Genomic DNA, 17032 nt, shown 5'->3' with positions numbered 1-17032 from the left:
AAACCCGCGGTCGCGAGCCGAGAGGCCCAGTTGCCCCCGGCGGGAGCTGTAGCTCCACGGCAATGGCTATCTCTATTGAGATAAACGCCCGAGGCCCAAAAAACTTCCTGCGAAAATGCCGCTCACCCGTGAAAAAGCAATGCACCGCCCGCACGAAGGACAACAGGTGAGCTATTGCCCGTTGTCGACGTGGCGATTTCGTGGCGCCCGCAACCGGAAAACATCAACTGGGGGAAAGATATGGTGGGCGATGACGGGCTCGAACCGCCGACATCTTCGGTGTAAACGAAGCGCTCTACCAACTGAGCTAATCGCCCGCTCCGGGCCGGACCTTTAAGCGGTCGGGACTTGCTTCGCAAGGCCAAATGAGCGCGAGGCGCCCTGTTCGCAGGCCGGATTTGCGAACAAAATGCCGGCTGTCAAAAAACCTTCTCCTGTTTGGCGTTATGATGGTTTGGTGCGCTTGACACCCGGTAGCGAACCCCTTATCCAGCGCCCCAACGACGAACACGGCTGACACGTGCTCGTCAATGCGCGGGTGTAGCTCAGTTGGTTAGAGTGCCGGCCTGTCACGCCGGAGGTCGCGGGTTCGAGCCCCGTCACTCGCGCCATTTCTCTCAAGGGACACAAACCCTTGGCTTAGTAGAAATGTCGACGTTGTCTGTCAAAGATGCATGTATGGGGATGTGATCCAGAACCTTTCAAATCTGGGTTCGATCTGCCATGCATGGGCTTGCGGCCATGATCGTGGTGCCGGATGAGATTTGTCTCCTGTCAGCTCGGAACGTCGGCTGCCGGCTTGTTTCGGCTCCTGCGTTGACAGATATCTCCCTTGGCCTGACGTTTGCGCCAGGCAAACCGCTTGGGGCTTGCGCTTCCGCCTAAAAAAACGCTTGATTCACCTCTGAAATATCCTGGCCTGAGATAATCCGGCTACCATAACCATACAGCCTGAACGACCCGGGAGGACTTACAGTGTCTATCGCCTCAACCACCTCGATGAGCACGGTGTTCACGGCCATAAGCCTTGCTGGCCTTACAATGGTTGCTTCCACCATCTTTCCCGCCACTGCTTCGGCTGCTCGGCTTCAGCGATGCGCAAGGGAGGGCGGCATTTGCCGACTGCCATTTCCGGCTGAAGTGGTTTTTGGTGACGGGGGCCGCACTACATCGCGCTTTATCGACCGTGACGCGGTCCCCTGCTCAACTCGCGTTTTTGGCGACCCTGCGCCCGGCCACGAAAAGACGTGCTATATCGTGTTACGCGGTCGTGGCGAAGCCGATGGCGGTTACGATGAGCCTCGCCGCGAGAGATGGGTGGCCTGTGCCGACGAAGGCGAATTCTGCGATTTCTATGGCCGCAAGGTGGTCAGGTATGGCGCGCGCGGCCGGTTCACGCAGGACGTGTTCCGGGATGGCGTCGAATGCGACAATGAATCCTTCGGCGATCCCGCTCCCGATGCCGGGAAGCGTTGCTATATCAAGCAGTAGCTTCTCAACGCCCATCGAACACGAGACATCGGAGGCCGAACAGTCCGGCCTCCGGGGTGGCCTGCGAGCCCCGTGCAATTGCCTCAGCTCTTGGCCAGCAGCGCCTCGACCTCCTGCACTGTCGGCATAGACGGTGCGGTGCCTGGACGGGTCACGGAAATGCCGGCAACGGCGCAGGCGAAGCGTACCGCCTCCAGAGGCTCCACGCCGCGCGAAAGTGCCGCGGCAAGGCCGCCATTGAACGCATCGCCAGCTCCCGTCGTCTCAACCACAGGCCCCGCGCTGATGGCGGAAACATGCTCGGAGCGATCCTTCGTGTGCAGGAGCGCCCCCTTGTCGCCGAGCGTGACGATGACTGTGCCAACGCCCTTTTCCAGCAGCTTGCCGGCGGCGGCGCGCGCTTCATCGACCGAGGAGACTTTCAGCCCGGTCAAGTCCTCGGTTTCGGTCTCGTTCGGTGTTAGATAGTCGCAGAGCGTGTAGACGCGGTCGGGAAGCTTTGCCGCCGGTGCCGGATTGAGAATGGTCGTCACCCCTGCCCCGCGCGCGATCTCCAGCGCCCGCAGCGCGGCGTCGATCGGCTGTTCGAGCTGCGTGACGAAAACACCGGCACCACGGATCAGCTCGGCATTGGCTTCGATATCGTCCGGCGTGATCAGCATGGCGGCGCCGGGACTGACGATGATGGCGTTGTTGCCGCTTCCCTCCTCGACGAAGATGTAGGCGGCACCGGTATAGCTGTCCGGCGTATCGATGGCGGCGCTCTTCACGCCGGCATCCTTCCAGGTCCGCTTGGCCATGTCGGCGAAGGCATCGACCCCGAGCCGGGTCAGGAACGTGACGTCGGCCCCCAACCTGCCGGCCGCCACCGCCTGGTTCGACCCCTTGCCGCCTGGTCCCAGCTTGAAGGAGTTGCCGAGGATCGTTTCGCCCATGCGCGGCTGGCGCTGCGCCCTGTAGGCCGTATCGGCGACGAAGACACCGAGGATGACGATCGGCTTGCCCGAGGCCATGCCGCTACTCCGCATCCGGCGGCACGACGCCCTTGCGGAAGGCAAAGCAGCCATAGAATCGGCGTTCGCCGGTCTGGATGACGCAATAAGCCTGCTTGGCGCGCTCGTAGAAGGCGTAACGCTCAACCGGCACCATCGGCCAGGATTTGCCCTCGGCGGCATCGATCTCCTTCTGCACTTCTTTTTGCACCGCTGGGATCTCGTCGGATTTGCCGACGATCTCCATGCGGGCGGCCGAGTCGTCGACAAACGTGTCCAACGGGTAAAGCGACAGCACCGCCTTCACCACCTGTGCCGCCGAGGCATCGATGCGCAGCACCCGACCGAGCGCCGTCCGGCGCGCGACCGAATCGGACGGGAAGTTGGTGTCGGCGATGATCAGGTCGTCGCCATGTCCCATCGCCCGCAATGCCTGGAGCACGTCGGCATTGAGCAACGGATCGATCCCTTTGAGCATGATGGTCCTCGTGAAGTGCGTTGCGATCAGAGACGCTTGCCGGTCTCGGCGTCGAACAGATGGATATGGTCGAGCCTTGGCCGAAGTTTCAGCGTATCGCCGGGCTTGAAGTCATGGCGTTCGCGAAACAGCGCCACCATCTCGCCGTCACCAAAACGCAGGAAGACCAGGGTTTCCGAGCCGGTCGGCTCGACCACGGAAATCTTCGCCGGCACGCCATCGGGATGGATCTCGAGATGCTCGGGGCGCACGCCATAGACGACAGCGCGCCCCTCCTCGACGGCGTTGTTCGGAGCGACCGGGAACAGCGTCCCGGCGATGTCGACGCCGCCCTTGCGCCCGGTACCCTTGAGCAGATTCATCGACGGCGAGCCGATGAAACCGGCAACGAAAAGGTTCGCCGGCCGGTCAAAAAGCTCCAGCGGCGCGCCGACCTGTTCGATGCGGCCGTCGCGCATGACGACGATCTTGTCGGCCATCGTCATGGCTTCGATCTGGTCGTGCGTGACATAGATGGTGGTGGTCTTCAGCCGCTGGTGCAGTTCCTTGATCTCGGTGCGCATCTGCACGCGCAGCTTTGCGTCGAGGTTCGAAAGCGGCTCGTCGAACAGGAATACCTGTGGATTGCGCACGATGGCGCGCCCCATGGCGACGCGCTGACGCTGGCCGCCGGAAAGCTGGCGCGGATAGCGCTTCAGATAGGGGCTGAGGTCGAGGATGTCGGCGGCGCGCTTGACCCGCTCGGCCACCACGGCCGGGTCGGTTTTCCGCAGCTTGAGGGCGAAGGCCATGTTCTGCTCGACCGTCTTGTGCGGATAGAGCGCATAGTTCTGGAACACCATGGCGATGTCGCGCTTTGCGGGCGGCAGGTGATTGACGACGCGATCGCCGATGGCGATCGTGCCGCCGGAGACGGTCTCGAGCCCCGCCACCATCCTGAGCAGCGTGGACTTGCCGCAACCGGACGGCCCGACAAGCACGACGAACTGGCCATCGGCAATGTCGACGCTGACTTCGTGCAGAACCTTGACGGTTCCAAACGCCTTGGCCACATTGCTGATCGCGACTTGAGCCATCGTTCCCCCATCGGCTCCAACTGGCCGTAGGCGCAGAAGCTAACCAACGCGACCGGTCAGGGCAAGTCGGTCCCTTATAGATAAGAACCCGTCCTCGTTGACACGGCGTTTGGTTGTGAGAATAGTGACGAGCGCCAATCCGAACGCCGGTACTCTATCCGAAAAAACGGAACGCGAGGCGACGCAGGTTGGGGTCCTGGTTTCGCTTCTGAACAAGGCCAGCGCCCGGCACGATTGGCACTTCGATTCACGACTAACGTTCTGGGAGGAATAGTCCATGCGAGTAGGTCTTTACGACAAACTGGTCCGTGCCGGCGCGACAAGGCGCGACATATTGAAGGGCGCGGCCTCGATGGCCGCGATCGCGGCCGCATCCGGCGCCGGGCTTGGCGCCCTGACGCGCCCGGCTTCCGCCGCAAGCGAACTGCGCTCGAAGATCCTGCAGATCCCCGGGGTTGGCAAAGGCCAGCCGACCGACGCCGACTTCCAGAAGGTCGGCGAGCTTTGCCTCGAGGCGACCAAGGCCAATGTCAAGGAAGGCGAGTTCGCCGGCGTCGAGCTCACCTTCATGGGCCTCAACAACCAGAACCTGCACAATGTGCTGTTCCGTGGTTTCCTGAAGCCATGGGAGACCTATACCGGCGCCAAGATCAGCTGGATCGATCTGGCGCAGGCCGACTACAACGCCCGGCTGCAGCAGTCGATCGCCACCGGCACCGTCGATTTCGACATCATCGAGATGGGCGCGCCGTTCGAGGGCGACGTCTGCGGCAAGGGCCTGACTTCGGAGATGCCCGACTGGGTCAAGAAACAGATCGACTTCGACGATCTCGTCAACTACCTCAAGCCGCCCGTCGGCACCTGGGATGGCAAGCAGTATCGGGTCACCATCGATGGTGACGCGCACAACTTCAACTACCGCACCGACGTGTTTGCAGACGCCGACCTCGCCAAGCAGTGGAAGGATAGCGGAGCGACGAGCGAATGGGGCGTGCCGAAGACCTGGCAAGAGGTTCAGGCCGTGACCAAGTTCCTCAAGGGCAAGAAGTTCAAGGGCCAGGATGTCTATGGCTATCTCGACGCGCCCAAGCCCTGGGGCGGTTTCGGCTTCTACTTCCTCGGCAGCCGCGCCACCGCCTACGCCAAGCATCCCGACGACAAGGCCTGGCTGTTCGACGCCGACACGATGAAGCCGCGCGTCAACAATCCGGCCTGGGTACGCGCCATCCAGGACGTCATCGATGCCCTGCCGTCGGAACCCGCCGACCAGATCAATGCCGATCCGAACACCACCGCCTTCCAGCAGTTCCTGGCCGGCACCGGCTCGATGATCCCCTGGTGGGGCGACGTCGGCTCGAACGTCAAGACCAACGATAGCTCGGTTATCGGCGACGTCACCGGCTTCTCGATCCTGCCGGGCTCCGACGACGTCTACAACTCCAAGACCGGCAAGTGGGAGAAGCTCGCCAGCGGCCCGAACTATTCGCCCAACTGCGCCTATCTCGGCTGGGGCGTCTATGTCATGGCCCGCGTCGATAGCGACGAGAAGAAGAAGAAGGCGGCATGGTCGGCGGCCGCCCATCTCGGCGGCAAGGACCTGTCGATCTGGACGGCGATGTATCCGTCGGGCTTCCAGCCCTATCGCAACTCCCATTTCGACATTCCCGAATGGGTGGCGGCCGGCTACGACGAGGCTTTCATCACCTCGTACCTGAAGTCGGAAGGCGACAGCTACAACCATCCCAACGCGGCAATCGAGCCGCGCATCCCCGGCATCTTCCAGTACTACAGCGCCGCCGAGGATATCCTGGCCAACACCTTCGCCGGCAAGATGAAGGCGCAGGAAGGCGCCGACGCCATCGCAGCCGCCTGGGAGAAGCTCACCGACCAGATCGGCCGTGACAAGCAGGTCAAGCTCTACAAGGCCTCGCTCGGCATGTAAGCTGCCCTTTGAACCGTGGTCCGGCGGCAACGCCGGACCACAGCCTTCCCTTCCAAACGGGCGAGATTTGTGGCTGACCAGACTTCGACCGCGACCCGGTGGCCGGCAGACGCCGCCCCCCATGATCTGATCCCGCCAGGCCGCCGGCGTTTGGGCTGGGCGCTGATGGCGATTGCCACGCTCGGCCTGCTGGCAACGATCGTGCTGCAGATCCTCTACAAGACCGAGGTCGATACGATCGGCTTCGAGACATGGCGGCCCGTGGTCTACGCCTATGTGCTGTGGGGCGTGGCGATCGGCATCGGCCAGGTTCTGACACGCGGCGAGGACGGCCAGCGCGCGCTGTTCCTGCTGCCCGCTCTTTTGTTCACCATCGCCATGGTGATCTTCCCGACGCTGTTCGGCTTCTACATCGCGCTCACCGACTGGAACCTCAGCTCCTTTAGCGGTCGCAGGTTCAACGGGCTCGACAATTTCTGGCAGATGCTCGCCGATCCCTACTACCGCAACGCCCTGTTCAACATGGTCCTCTACGTGCTGGCGGTGCTGGTCGAATATGTCGTGGCCTTTGGCCTGGCGCTGCTGCTCAACGCGCAGATTCGTGCCCGAAAATTCTTCCGGGTGGTGTTCCTGATGCCGCTGATGCTGTCGCCCGTTGCGGTCTCGTGGATGATCGGCAAGTCGCTGATGGAATATCGCTTTGGACCGGCGGCGACGCTGGCGCGCCATCTCGGCTGGGAAGACCCGGCCTTCTTCTCGAACCCGATCACCGCCCGCATCTCGATCATGCTGCTGGACGCCTGGACCTTCATTCCATTCATGATGATCATGCTGCTGGCGGGGCTGCAGGCGATGTCGCGCGAGGTGCTGGAGGCGGCACGTGTCGATGGCGCCACGGCCTGGCAGACCTTCTGGCAGGTCACTTTCCCGCTGATGCTGCCGGTGTCGGTAACGGCGGTGATCCTGCGCATCATCTTCAAGCTGAAGCTTGCCGACATCATCATCACGGTCACCTCGGGCGGTCCGGGCGGCGCCACCGATTCGGTGTCGAGCTTCATCTACCGCGAGTACCGAGACCGCTCGAATGTCGGCTACGGCACCATGCTGGCGATGGCCTATCTCGTCATCATCGTAGTGTTCGTGACCTGGCTGTTGAAATTCGCCAGCCGTTTCGTGCGCAATGTGAATTAGGGCAAGATGAGCGTTCAGACCACCGACTACGTCGCATCCGAAATCCGCTCGCCGGCGAGCTTCGTCGCCAGCCGCGTCTTCATTTACGGCGCGCTCGCCTGCTGGGGCTTCATCTGCCTGTTTCCGATTTATTGGACCATCACCACATCGTTCAAGACGGCGGTGGATGTCACCCAGGGCCACCTGATCCCGTTTGTCGACTTCCAGCCGGATTGGAAAGGCTGGCGATCGCTTGGCCTGTCGCCGGACTCGATCTTCCAGACATCGACCGTGCGCGACGAGTTCCTCAAGCGCTTCATGAATTCGGTCATCACCTCGGTTGGGGCGTCGAGCCTGGCGATCATTATCGGCAGCCTCGCCGCCTATGGCCTGACCCGCTATCGCTACCATTTCGCCTGGTTCAAGAACGAGGACATCTCCTTCTTCTTCCTGTCGCAGTTGATCCTGCCGCCGGTGGTGCTGGCCTTGCCGTTCCTGGTGCTCTACCGCGAAGTCGGGCTGCTCGATACGCGTATCGGGCTGATCCTGCTCTACACGCTGATGGTGCTGCCGATCGTCATCTGGATCATGCGTGACCAGTTCAATTCCATCCCCGTCGAGCTGGAGGAAGCAGCCCTCGTCGACGGCCTGTCGATCTGGGGCGCCTTTTTCCGCATCGTCATGCCGATCGCGCTGCCAGGCATGGTGGCAGCCTTCATCCTGGCGATGGTGCTGTGCTGGAACGAGTATTTCTTCGCCGCCCTTTTGACCTCGACGGACGCCAAGACAATCCCGGTCATGGTTGCCAGCCAGACGGGCTCGCAAGGCATCAACTGGTGGTCGATGGCCGCCCTTGCCACCGCCGCCATCGCGCCGCTTGCCGTCATCGGCATCGCGCTGGAGCGCTACCTGATCATGGGCATGACGGCTGGTGCGGTGAAGTAGCGTTTTTTCCTTCTCCCACAGGGGGACAAGGAAGAACCCGCGTTAGCGCCTCAGGATCGCCCTGAGGTGATCCATGATCATGGCGACACCCTTTTGCCCCAACTCCACTGACGCCTCCTTGGCACTCGCCGTATACCAGCCCGTATTGTCCTCGAAACGCGCGGCATCCACCCCCTCCGGACATAGCGCCAGCATCAGCGATGTCTCGCCGATGCCGGCATGGTCGAAAGGATATTTGCCGTTCATCGCGGCCGGCATCAGCGGATGCACCTGCACCCAGTTGAAGAAATTCTCGCCCGCGGCATGTCCGGCATAGTAGTCGGCCATGGTGTCGGAGCCCCACCAGCCCTCGCCGCGCTGCTTCTCGAGAAAGCGGAAGATCGCCTGTCTGCCGGCGGTCTTGAAAGCGAGATCGGTCGGCATGCCGGCAGCGAAATTCTCGGTCTGGTGATGAATGATGGCGTGGATGTTGCGAAAGCCGATACGCAGCAGGCTGTAGAACAGCTCCTCGCCGAACGGCGCCAGTTGATTGCCGCCGACCTGCACCGAGCCGCTGCCTTCCGGCGGCACCACGGCATAGCTCGCCGCGCCATAGTAGAAGGGCGGCAGGATGACGATGTCGCTCTCCTTTTCGAACAGCTCCAGCGTCTTGATGACGGCCAGTGTGTCCATGCCAACAGCCATGTGCTCGCCATGATATTCCAACACGCCGAGCGGCAGTGCGACCGGCCAATTCTGCGCGATCGCCTTGCGGATCTGGTGCGGCAGCATCAGTTCATAGCGCATGATCTATTCCATGTTGGTGTGGCGGGCGCGCATGGCTTCAGGCGAGGCCGCGGTCAATTCCCTGAGTTTCAGCACCATGATCTCGAATAGCAGGAACAACGCACCCTCGAAAACCGAGCCCATCGGCAGCACCGACGTCTTTTGCGATCCCTGGTCGTTGGCCATGGTCTGCGCCGGCACCAGCAACGTCAGATCGGCCAGGCTTGCGGCGCTGCCGCCCGCCTGGGCGGTCACGAGTAGGACGGTCGCGCCTGCCTCACGCGCGATGCGCATCAGGGTGAGTACGGTCGAGGTTTCGCCGGGCCCGGAACTGACAAGGAAGACGTCGCCCTGCCCTACCGGCGGCGTGGTCATGTCGCCGACGGCCGAAACCGGCAGGCCCAGATGATAGAGCCGCATGGCGAAGCCCTTCACCTGCAAGGCCTCGCGGCCGCAGCCATAGACGACGATCTGCCTGGCACCAACCAGCATCCCGCAGGCGGCGTCGATCCGGTCGCCATCGACGCGCGCCAACACCGCGCCAAGCTCGTCGAGCGCGGTCTTGAACATCTGCGAGCCGGAGTTGTTCACGGCGGCGCCACCGCCGTGCCGGCAATCGAAGATGATTGGCAATTCCCGATCACGCTTTTCCCCGGAACAGCTTGATTTCGTTCATGCTAGCAACCGCGAAAATGCGTGTCCAACGCTCAGCGGCGCTTTTGCCGAGCCACGAGCATGATAGTGTCATGTCAGACAAATCAGCAAGGCAAACGGGCAGGATATGAAGACACGGAATTTCGACCGCATCGGCAATGGCGGCATCACCTTCACGGAGTTGGGCTTCGGCACGGCGCCGCTCGGCAATCTTTACCGCGCGGTCTCCGACGAGGACGCCAATGCGACGCTGGAGGCCGCCTGGGCGACCGGCTGCCGCTACTATGACACCGCGCCCCTCTATGGGCTCGGCCTGTCGGAAACGCGCCTTAACCCGTTCCTGCGCTCCAGGAAGCGCGACGACTATGTGCTGTCGAGCAAGGTCGGCCGCATCATGCGCGCCTGCCCGCCCGAGGAGCGCACCGGCATCGGCAAGTTCTTCGACACGCCGTCGCGCAAGGAGGTCTACGATTACAGCTATGACGGTGTCATGCGCTCGTTCGAGGCCTCGCTGGAGCGGCTGGGCGTCGACCGCATCGACATCCTGTTCGTGCACGATGTCGACATCTTCACCCATGGCAGCAAGGAGGCATCCGACCAGCGCATCGATGAGTTCATGCGCTCGGGCTATTATGGCCTGCTCGCCTTGCGCGACCAGGGCGTCATCAAGGCATTCGGCGGCGGCATCAACGAGTGGCAGGTTGCGCAGGCCCTGGCCGAGCGCGGCGATTTCGACCTGTTCCTGCTTGCCGGGCGCTATACGCTGCTGGAACAGGAGGCGCTGACGTCTTTCCTGCCGCTTTGCCAAAAACGCGGCATCGGCATCGTTCTCGGCGGCCCCTACAATTCCGGCATCCTGGCGACCGGACCGAAGCCCGGCGCCTATTACAACTATTCCGAAGCGCCGCAGGATGTCATCGACCAGGTGACGCGCATCGAGGCCGTCTGCAAACGCCACGGTATCAGGCTGATCGAAGCCGCCCTGCAGTTCCCGCTGTTGCACCCTTCGGTGGTTTCAGTCATCCCTGGCGGTCAGCGCCCGGGCGAAGTCGAGAGCAATCGGTCGCTGCTGGATGCGAAAGTCCCCGCAGCGCTCTGGGCCGATCTCAAGCAAGAGGGCCTGATGCGCGCCGACGCCCCGACAGTTTGAGGAGCTTCCGATCGGGAGATACGTGTCCAAAAATGAAAAGCCGGGCAAGCCCGGCTTTTCTGGTTTTTTGAAATAAAACGCGCTTAGTTGACGGCGTCCTTGAGGCCTTTGCCGGCCGAGAACTTCGGCACGGTGCGCGCCGGGATCTTCACTTCGGCGCCGGTCTGGGGGTTGCGGCCGGTGGACGCAGCGCGCTTTGACACGGTGAAATTGCCAAAGCCGACAAGCCGTACATCGCCGCCCTTCTTCAGTTCGCCGGAGATGACAGAAAACACTGCATCGACCGCCGACTGCGCGTCACCCTTCGAAATGCTCGCGGCGTCGGCGACAGCGGACACCAGTTCGTTCTTGTTCATAAAAATTCCCTTCCATGAGAACACCGGAACTTACGACTCATCCGGCAGGAAACGGACTTTAGAAAGAAGCGTTCCCGCAACCAAGTCGAAAAGGCAGGAAAAAAGCGGAAAAAGCCCGGAATTCCGGGGTTTTTCACATGAAAAAGCCGGGCGCGAGGCCCGGCTTTCTGTTTGTGCGCTGCAACCTTAGAAAAAACTAATGCGCAAGCGACTTTCCGGCATCGTCGGCACTATCGGTCGCGGCCGGCGGATTGACCGGTTCGACCCATTCGATCGGCTCCGGCATCCGCACCAGCGCGTGGCGCAACACCTCACCGACGCGTGAAACCGGAATGATTTCCATGCCGTTCTTCACGTTGTCCGGAATCTCCGCCAGGTCCTTGGCGTTGTCTTCCGGGATCAGCACCTTCTTGATGCCGCCGCGCAGTGCGGCGAGCAACTTCTCCTTCAGGCCGCCGATCGGCAAGATGCGGCCGCGAAGCGTTATCTCGCCAGTCATCGCCACATCGGCCCGCACCGGAATACCCGTCAGCACCGACACAATGGCCGTGGCCATGGCCGCGCCCGCGGACGGACCGTCTTTCGGCGTGGCGCCTTCCGGCAAGTGCACGTGGATGTCGCGCTTGTCGAACAGCGGCGGCTCGATACCGAAATCGATGGCGCGCGAACGGACATAGGAGGCCGCCGCCGAAATCGATTCCTTCATCACGTCGCGCAGATTGCCGGTCACCGTCATGCGGCCCTTGCCGGGCATCATGACACCTTCGACCGTCAGCAGCTCGCCGCCGACTTCCGTCCAGGCAAGCCCGGTGACGACACCGACCTGATCGTCAGCCTCGACCTGGCCGAAGCGGTAGCGCTGAACACCGAGATAGTCGGCGAGATTCGCCGCCGTGATGCTCACCGTCTTCTTCTTCGTCTTCAGGATCTCGGTCACCGCCTTGCGCCCGAGCTTCATCAGCTCGCGCTCCAGGCTTCTGACGCCCGCTTCGCGGGTGTAGGTCTGGATGATGGCGCGGATCGCGTCCTCACCGACGGAGAACTCCTTCGGCTGCAGCGCATGATCGCGGATCACCTTCGGCATCAGGTGCCGCTTGGCGATCTCGATCTTCTCGTCCTCGGTGTAGCCGGCGATACGGATGATCTCCATGCGGTCCATCAAGGGCGCAGGGATGTTCAGCGTGTTCGCCGTCGTCACGAACATCACGCTCGACAAGTCGTATTCGACCTCGAGGTAATGGTCCATGAACGTCGAGTTCTGTTCGGGGTCGAGCACCTCGAGCAGCGCCGATGACGGGTCGCCACGGAAGTCCTGGCCCATCTTGTCGATCTCGTCGAGCAGGAAGAGCGGGTTGGACTTCTTTGCCTTCTTCATCGACTGGATGACCTTGCCGGGCATCGAGCCGATATAGGTGCGCCGGTGGCCACGGATCTCGGCCTCGTCACGCACGCCGCCGAGCGCCATGCGGATGAATTCGCGGCCGGTTGCCTTGGCTATCGACTTGCCGAGCGAGGTCTTGCCGACGCCGGGAGGGCCGACGAGGCACAGGATCGGCCCCTTCAGCTTCTTCTGGCGGCTTTGCACGGCAAGGTACTCGACGATGCGGTCCTTGACCTTGTCGAGGCCGAAGTGATCGGTGTCGAGGACGTTCTGCGCGTAGGCCAGGTCCTGCTTGACCTTGGAGTTCTTGCCCCACGGGATCGACAGCAGCCAATCGAGATAGTTGCGCACGACGGTCGATTCAGCCGACATCGGCGACATCGTCCTCAGCTTCTTCAACTCGGCTTCCGCCTTTTCGCGGGCCTCCTTGGAGAGCTTGGTCTTCTTGATGCGCGCCTCGATCTCGGCGGCTTCGTCGCGGCCGTCCTCGCCCTCGCCGAGCTCCTTCTGGATCGCCTTCATCTGCTCGTTGAGGTAGTATTCGCGCTGCGTCTTCTCCATCTGGCGCTTGACGCGCGAGCGGATGCGCTTCTCCACCTGCAGGACGGAGATTTCGGCTTCCATGAAGCCCATTGCCTTTTCCAGCCGCTCCTTGACGGAAAGCGTGGCCAGCATTTCCTGCTTTTCAGGAATCTTGATGGCGAGATGCGAGGCAACCGTGTCGGCGAGCTTGGAATAGTCGTCGATCTGGCTGGCGGCGCCCACCACTTCGGGCGAGATCTTCTTGTTCAGCTTGACGTAGTTCTCGAAGTCGGTGACGACCGAGCGGGCCAGGGCCTCGACCTCGACCTCTTCCTCTTCCGGCTCGACCAGCGCCGTGGCTTTGGCCTCGTGGAAGTCGGGACGGTCGGTGAAGGAGACGATTTTCGCACGCGAGGCGCCCTCGACCAGAACCTTGACGGTGCCGTCGGGCAGCTTCAGCAATTGCAGCACATTGGCGAGCGTGCCGATGTCGAAGATCGCATCGGGCTCGGGATCGTCATCGGCGGCATTCATCTGGGTGGCGAGCAGGATCTGCTTTTCCTGACCCATCACCTCTTCCAGCGCCTTGATCGACTTTTCACGCCCGACAAAGAGCGGAACGATCATGTGCGGGAACACCACGATGTCGCGCAGTGGGAGGACTGCGAAGACGCCGTCGCTGGGAGCCTTGGATATTTTGGCCATTGTCCAACCTTTCATGTCGCGGCCACCATCAGGCCAACCGCGAATCTTATATTAACGACCGGGGATCGTTCCGCCTACCACCGTTTGTGACGGGAGTTTTACAGCACAGAAATCGGGCACCTCGGCCTTCTGGTGTTAGGTGGATGCAAGCGGGGCAAAGATCAAGAGTTAACATCGTCCGCAAATCCACTCCATCGCTCAGGCCGTATACCCGTCACAGCAAAACGGCGCCGCAAGGGCGCCGTTCCACAAAAATATAGGGCCAAGTGCCATATCAGGCGCTGACATTGCCCTTCTTTTCCTTCTGTTCGGAATAGATGTAGAGCGGCCTGGCGCTGCCGGTCACCACTTCTTCCGAGATCACCACCTCGCGCACGCCTTCGAGCGCGGGCAGTTCGAACATCGTGTCGAGCAGGATCGCTTCCATGATCGAACGCAGGCCGCGCGCGCCGGTCTTGCGCTCGATAGCGCGCTTGGCGATCGCAGAAAGCGCGTTCTCGTGGAAGGTCAGGTCGACATTTTCCATTTCGAACAGGCGCTGATACTGCTTGACCAGCGCGTTCTTCGGCTCGGTCAGGATCTGGATCAATGCCGGCTCGTCGAGATCCTCCAGCGTCGCCAGGACCGGCAGACGACCGACGAACTCCGGAATGAGGCCGAATTTCAACAGATCCTCGGGCTCGACCAGGCGGAAAACGTCACCCGTGCGGCGATCCTCCGGCGACGCGACGATGGCGCCAAAACCGATCGAGGTCTTCCTGCCGCGATCCGAGATGATCTTGTCCAGGCCGGCAAAGGCGCCGCCGCAGATGAACAGGATGTTGGCGGTGTCGACCTGCAGGAACTCCTGCTGCGGGTGCTTGCGGCCGCCCTGCGGCGGCACGGAAGCGACAGTGCCTTCCATGATCTTCAACAGCGCCTGCTGCACGCCCTCGCCCGACACGTCGCGGGTGATCGAGGGATTGTCGGACTTGCGCGAAATCTTGTCGATTTCGTCGATGTAGACGATGCCGCGCTGGGCGCGCTCGACATTGTAGTCGGCCGACTGCAACAGCTTGAGGATGATGTTCTCGACGTCCTCGCCGACGTAACCGGCCTCGGTCAGCGTCGTGGCGTCGGCCATGGTGAAGGGCACGTCGATGATGCGGGCCAGCGTCTGCGCCAGCAGCGTCTTGCCGCAGCCGGTCGGGCCAATCAGCAGGATGTTGGACTTGGCCAGTTCGACATCGTTGTTCTTGCCGGCATGCGCGAGGCGCTTGTAGTGGTTGTGCACGGCCACAGACAGCACGCGCTTGGCGTAAGGCTGGCCGATGACGTAGTCGTCGAGAACCTTCAGGATCTCCTGCGGGGTCGGCACGCCCTCGCGCGACTTCACCATCGAGGTCTTGTTCTCCTCGCGGATGATGTCCATGCACAGCTCGACGCACTCGTCGCAGATGAACACCGTTGGGCCGGCGATCAGCTTGCGCACCTCGTGCTGGCTTTTGCCGCAAAACGAGCAATAAAGCGTGTTCTTGGAATCACCGCTGTTGTTGCCGACCTTGCTCATTTTCATGTCCTTTCATGGCCGCCCGCCGATGGTCTGGCTGAAAGGGCGCATACTCTATTTATCGCGGGAATCCGCCGCCGCCAGTCTTCCGGCTCCCCGCAACGTATTCCGTACGAAACACAAATCAGAAAACGTGGCAATGATTCGCAGCTTCCCCACGCAAAGCTAAGCCGTCGAAAATCAACATTGCCTTAACGTAGGCAATCCCGACCTCCGAGGGAACAGCCAATTGTGGCCGAAATGACGCAAGACACGCCAAAAGCGCGTGATGGTGCCATCCAACTGCCACCCAGCCTTTATGCCAACGCTCCCTCAGCCGCCTCGCGCGACGAAATGACCTTGTCGATCAGGCCGAAATCCTTGGCCTCGTCGGCGGTCATGAAATGGTCGCGGTCGAGGGTCTTCTCGATCTCGTCATAGCTCTTGCCGGTGTGCTTGACATAGACCTCGTTGAGGCGACGCTTCAGTTTGATGATGTCCTGGGCATGACGCTCGATATCCGACGCCTGGCCCTGGAAGCCGCCGGACGGCTGGTGAACCATGATGCGTGCGTTCGGCGTGGCAAAACGCATGTCCTTGTGGCCCGCGGTCAGGAGCAGCGAGCCCATCGAGGCCGCCTGGCCGATGCACAGCGTCGACACGGCCGGCTTGATGAACTGCATGGTGTCGTAGATCGCCATGCCCGAGGTGACGACGCCACCCGGCGAGTTGATGTAGAGGTTGATTTCCTTTTTCGGGTTCTCGGCTTCGAGGAACAGGAGCTGCGCGCAGACCAGCGTCGCCATGCCGTCCTCGACCGGACCGGTGATGAAAATGATGCGCTCCTTGAGGAGGCGCGAGAAAATGTCGTAGGCCCGCTCGCCGCGATTGGTCTGTTCGACCACCATCGGAACGAGGTTCATGTAGGTTTCGACGGGGTTCTTCATTCGATATCTCTTGTCTCGCGGTGGGATTCCGGCGCCGGACAGGCTGGCAGCTCGGGCAGAATCGGTTCTGGATCGTCAAGATGTAAATAGGATGCCGGCTCATCCTTGTGCAAGGCCGACCCGTCCTAGCCATCTGGGTAAGTCGAATCAAGCTTCCCGGCAAGGATTAGCAGCAGCTGATGCCACGCCGACCCGAAATACCGAGCCAGCCCCCGCAAGTAGTAGTTTCTTAACCTCGTCGCTTAACGAAATGCGCCGAAACCGCTTTTCTCCGCAACGGCTTCCCCTACAATTCAGCGTTGAACTTTTGCCTGCAGTTCAAACGGGGAGTGCCATGTCTGGGAAAACCGCACGCTTCGCCATTGCCGGGCTGACCCTGCTCGGCTCGATTTCGCAGACGGCGGCCGGCGGCCGCGCCGTCGAATGCTACGAGCCCGTCCGCACACCCGATGTCTATGACACGGTCTACGAGGACGTCATGATCAGCCCTCCCGGCCAGCAGGTCGTCGACTATGACCCGCCGATCTACGGCACGCGGGAGCGCGTGGTGATGACCGTGCCGGCCCAGGTTCGGTATGAAGTGGTGCCGGCAATCACCCGGACCGTCTACCACACCGTCAGGGCCGATGGCGGCGGCTATTCCTGGGAATGGCGCGTCATCCATGGCCGCCGCGTGCTGTGCAAGGTCTGGCACAAGGCACGCTACGAACGCGTCGCCGAGACGGTGGTGATCCAGCCCGAACGCACGCGCCGCGTCGTCATTCCGGCGCAATATGACAGCATCGCCGAGGAGGTGCTGGTGCGGCCCGAGCAAAGGCGCGTCATCGATGTTCCCGCTTCCTACCAGACCGTCGCGCGCCGCGTGCTGGTGCGCGAAGGTTCGTCCGGCTGGCGGCGCGTGCATATTCCCAGGCACTGCCAGGACTAGGG

General features: G+C 61.9%; 15 protein-coding genes and 2 tRNA genes. 7 read left to right on the top strand and 10 right to left on the bottom strand.

All coding sequences use genetic code 11. The features are described 5' to 3' along the window. Positions 1-241 precede the first annotated feature (241 nt). Positions 242-317: transfer RNA gene (locus EN808_RS07360), tRNA-Val, on the bottom strand. 217 nt (positions 318-534) lie between these two features. On the opposite strand from EN808_RS07360, the gene EN808_RS07355 reads away from it, so the two are divergent. Next, positions 535-611: transfer RNA gene (locus EN808_RS07355), tRNA-Asp, on the top strand. A gap of 646 nt (positions 612-1257) precedes the next feature. Continuing rightward, positions 1258-1491: a hypothetical protein gene (locus tag EN808_RS37775; RefSeq protein WP_348630716.1), complete on the top strand. Its 234-nt coding sequence runs from the start codon at positions 1258-1260 to the stop codon at positions 1489-1491. An 83-nt stretch (positions 1492-1574) separates the two neighbouring features. On the opposite strand, the gene rbsK is transcribed toward EN808_RS37775, so the two are convergent. From rbsK to ugpC, 3 genes are read right to left on the bottom strand one after another with little or no spacing between them, the layout of a single operon-like run. After that, positions 1575-2504 carry a ribokinase gene (gene rbsK / locus EN808_RS07345; protein ID WP_135915454.1) on the bottom strand — a complete coding sequence of 310 codons (930 nt, stop codon included), beginning with the start codon at positions 2502-2504 and terminating at the stop codon, positions 1575-1577. Between the two features lie 4 nt (positions 2505-2508). Then, positions 2509-2961 (bottom strand): RbsD/FucU family protein, encoded by a 453-nt coding sequence (locus tag EN808_RS07340; protein ID WP_127869585.1) that lies wholly within the window; start codon positions 2959-2961, stop codon positions 2509-2511. Between the two features lie 26 nt (positions 2962-2987). Then, on the bottom strand, positions 2988-4037 hold the full coding sequence (gene ugpC / locus EN808_RS07335) for a sn-glycerol-3-phosphate ABC transporter ATP-binding protein UgpC (RefSeq protein WP_135915453.1): 1050 nt from the start codon (positions 4035-4037) through the stop codon (positions 2988-2990). 277 nt (positions 4038-4314) lie between these two features. Here ugpC and EN808_RS07330 point away from each other — a divergent pair, with 277 nt between their 5' ends. From EN808_RS07330 to EN808_RS07320, 3 genes are all read left to right on the top strand, one after another. Continuing rightward, positions 4315-5979: a sugar ABC transporter substrate-binding protein gene (locus tag EN808_RS07330; RefSeq protein ID WP_127869587.1), complete on the top strand. Its 1665-nt coding sequence runs from the start codon at positions 4315-4317 to the stop codon at positions 5977-5979. 69 nt (positions 5980-6048) lie between these two features. Continuing rightward, complete coding sequence (locus EN808_RS07325; protein WP_127869588.1) at positions 6049-7170, top strand: sugar ABC transporter permease; 1122 nt, start codon at positions 6049-6051, stop codon at positions 7168-7170. 6 nt (positions 7171-7176) lie between these two features. After that, complete coding sequence (locus tag EN808_RS07320) at positions 7177-8094, top strand: carbohydrate ABC transporter permease (RefSeq protein ID WP_027143632.1); 918 nt, start codon at positions 7177-7179, stop codon at positions 8092-8094. Between the two features lie 42 nt (positions 8095-8136). Here EN808_RS07320 and EN808_RS07315 read toward each other — a convergent pair whose 3' ends face one another. Together EN808_RS07315 and EN808_RS07310 are read right to left on the bottom strand one after the other, a co-directional pair. Then, positions 8137-8880 carry a creatininase family protein gene (locus EN808_RS07315; protein WP_135864106.1) on the bottom strand — a complete coding sequence of 248 codons (744 nt, stop codon included), beginning with the start codon at positions 8878-8880 and terminating at the stop codon, positions 8137-8139. 3 nt (positions 8881-8883) lie between these two features. After that, a complete protein-coding gene (locus tag EN808_RS07310) occupies positions 8884-9450 on the bottom strand; it encodes an SIS domain-containing protein (RefSeq protein ID WP_245511616.1) in 567 nt (188 codons plus the stop codon). A gap of 190 nt (positions 9451-9640) precedes the next feature. Here EN808_RS07310 and EN808_RS07305 point away from each other — a divergent pair, with 190 nt between their 5' ends. Beyond that, a complete protein-coding gene (locus tag EN808_RS07305; RefSeq protein ID WP_127869590.1) occupies positions 9641-10663 on the top strand; it encodes an aldo/keto reductase in 1023 nt (340 codons plus the stop codon). Positions 10664-10746: 83 nt separating this feature from the next. Here the strand turns inward: EN808_RS07305 and EN808_RS07300 are convergent, their stop codons facing one another. The 4 genes from EN808_RS07300 to clpP all read right to left on the bottom strand — a co-directional run bounded on the left by EN808_RS07300 (position 10747) and on the right by clpP (position 16102). Further along, positions 10747-11019, bottom strand: coding sequence for an HU family DNA-binding protein (locus EN808_RS07300; protein WP_015318196.1), 273 nt, complete (start codon positions 11017-11019; stop codon positions 10747-10749). A 196-nt stretch (positions 11020-11215) separates the two neighbouring features. Next, positions 11216-13627 (bottom strand): endopeptidase La, encoded by a 2412-nt coding sequence (lon, locus tag EN808_RS07295; protein ID WP_127869591.1) that lies wholly within the window; start codon positions 13625-13627, stop codon positions 11216-11218. Between the two features lie 274 nt (positions 13628-13901). Then, positions 13902-15176, bottom strand: coding sequence for an ATP-dependent Clp protease ATP-binding subunit ClpX (gene clpX, locus EN808_RS07290; protein WP_023759839.1), 1275 nt, complete (start codon positions 15174-15176; stop codon positions 13902-13904). Positions 15177-15472: 296 nt separating this feature from the next. After that, positions 15473-16102: an ATP-dependent Clp endopeptidase proteolytic subunit ClpP gene (clpP, locus tag EN808_RS07285; RefSeq protein WP_027028064.1), complete on the bottom strand. Its 630-nt coding sequence runs from the start codon at positions 16100-16102 to the stop codon at positions 15473-15475. A 334-nt stretch (positions 16103-16436) separates the two neighbouring features. Here clpP and EN808_RS07280 point away from each other — a divergent pair, with 334 nt between their 5' ends. After that, positions 16437-17030 (top strand): hypothetical protein, encoded by a 594-nt coding sequence (locus EN808_RS07280; RefSeq protein WP_135915452.1) that lies wholly within the window; start codon positions 16437-16439, stop codon positions 17028-17030. Positions 17031-17032: the final 2 nt, after the last annotated feature.

Origin of the sequence: Mesorhizobium sp. M8A.F.Ca.ET.165.01.1.1 (genome assembly GCF_004792065.1) — a bacterium.
GTDB lineage: Bacteria > Pseudomonadota > Alphaproteobacteria > Rhizobiales > Rhizobiaceae > Mesorhizobium.
This window is presented reverse-complemented; position numbering and strand designations above follow the sequence as displayed.

What these genes read in the sequence shown, in the direction of transcription:
- clpP (WP_027028064.1), bottom strand. Translation starts at nt 16,102, where the DNA reads ATGAAGAACCCCGTCGAAACCTACATGAACCTCGTTCCGATGGTGGTC.
- clpX (WP_023759839.1), bottom strand. Translation starts at nt 15,176, where the DNA reads ATGAGCAAGGTCGGCAACAACAGCGGTGATTCCAAGAACACGCTTTAT.
- EN808_RS07305 (WP_127869590.1), top strand. Translation starts at nt 9,641, where the DNA reads ATGAAGACACGGAATTTCGACCGCATCGGCAATGGCGGCATCACCTTC.
- rbsK (WP_135915454.1), bottom strand. Translation starts at nt 2,504, where the DNA reads ATGGCCTCGGGCAAGCCGATCGTCATCCTCGGTGTCTTCGTCGCCGAT.
- EN808_RS07320 (WP_027143632.1), top strand. Translation starts at nt 7,177, where the DNA reads ATGAGCGTTCAGACCACCGACTACGTCGCATCCGAAATCCGCTCGCCG.
- EN808_RS07330 (WP_127869587.1), top strand. Translation starts at nt 4,315, where the DNA reads ATGCGAGTAGGTCTTTACGACAAACTGGTCCGTGCCGGCGCGACAAGG.
- EN808_RS07300 (WP_015318196.1), bottom strand. Translation starts at nt 11,019, where the DNA reads ATGAACAAGAACGAACTGGTGTCCGCTGTCGCCGACGCCGCGAGCATT.
- EN808_RS07315 (WP_135864106.1), bottom strand. Translation starts at nt 8,880, where the DNA reads ATGCGCTATGAACTGATGCTGCCGCACCAGATCCGCAAGGCGATCGCG.
- EN808_RS07340 (WP_127869585.1), bottom strand. Translation starts at nt 2,961, where the DNA reads ATGCTCAAAGGGATCGATCCGTTGCTCAATGCCGACGTGCTCCAGGCA.
- ugpC (WP_135915453.1), bottom strand. Translation starts at nt 4,037, where the DNA reads ATGGCTCAAGTCGCGATCAGCAATGTGGCCAAGGCGTTTGGAACCGTC.
- lon (WP_127869591.1), bottom strand. Translation starts at nt 13,627, where the DNA reads ATGGCCAAAATATCCAAGGCTCCCAGCGACGGCGTCTTCGCAGTCCTC.
- EN808_RS07280 (WP_135915452.1), top strand. Translation starts at nt 16,437, where the DNA reads ATGTCTGGGAAAACCGCACGCTTCGCCATTGCCGGGCTGACCCTGCTC.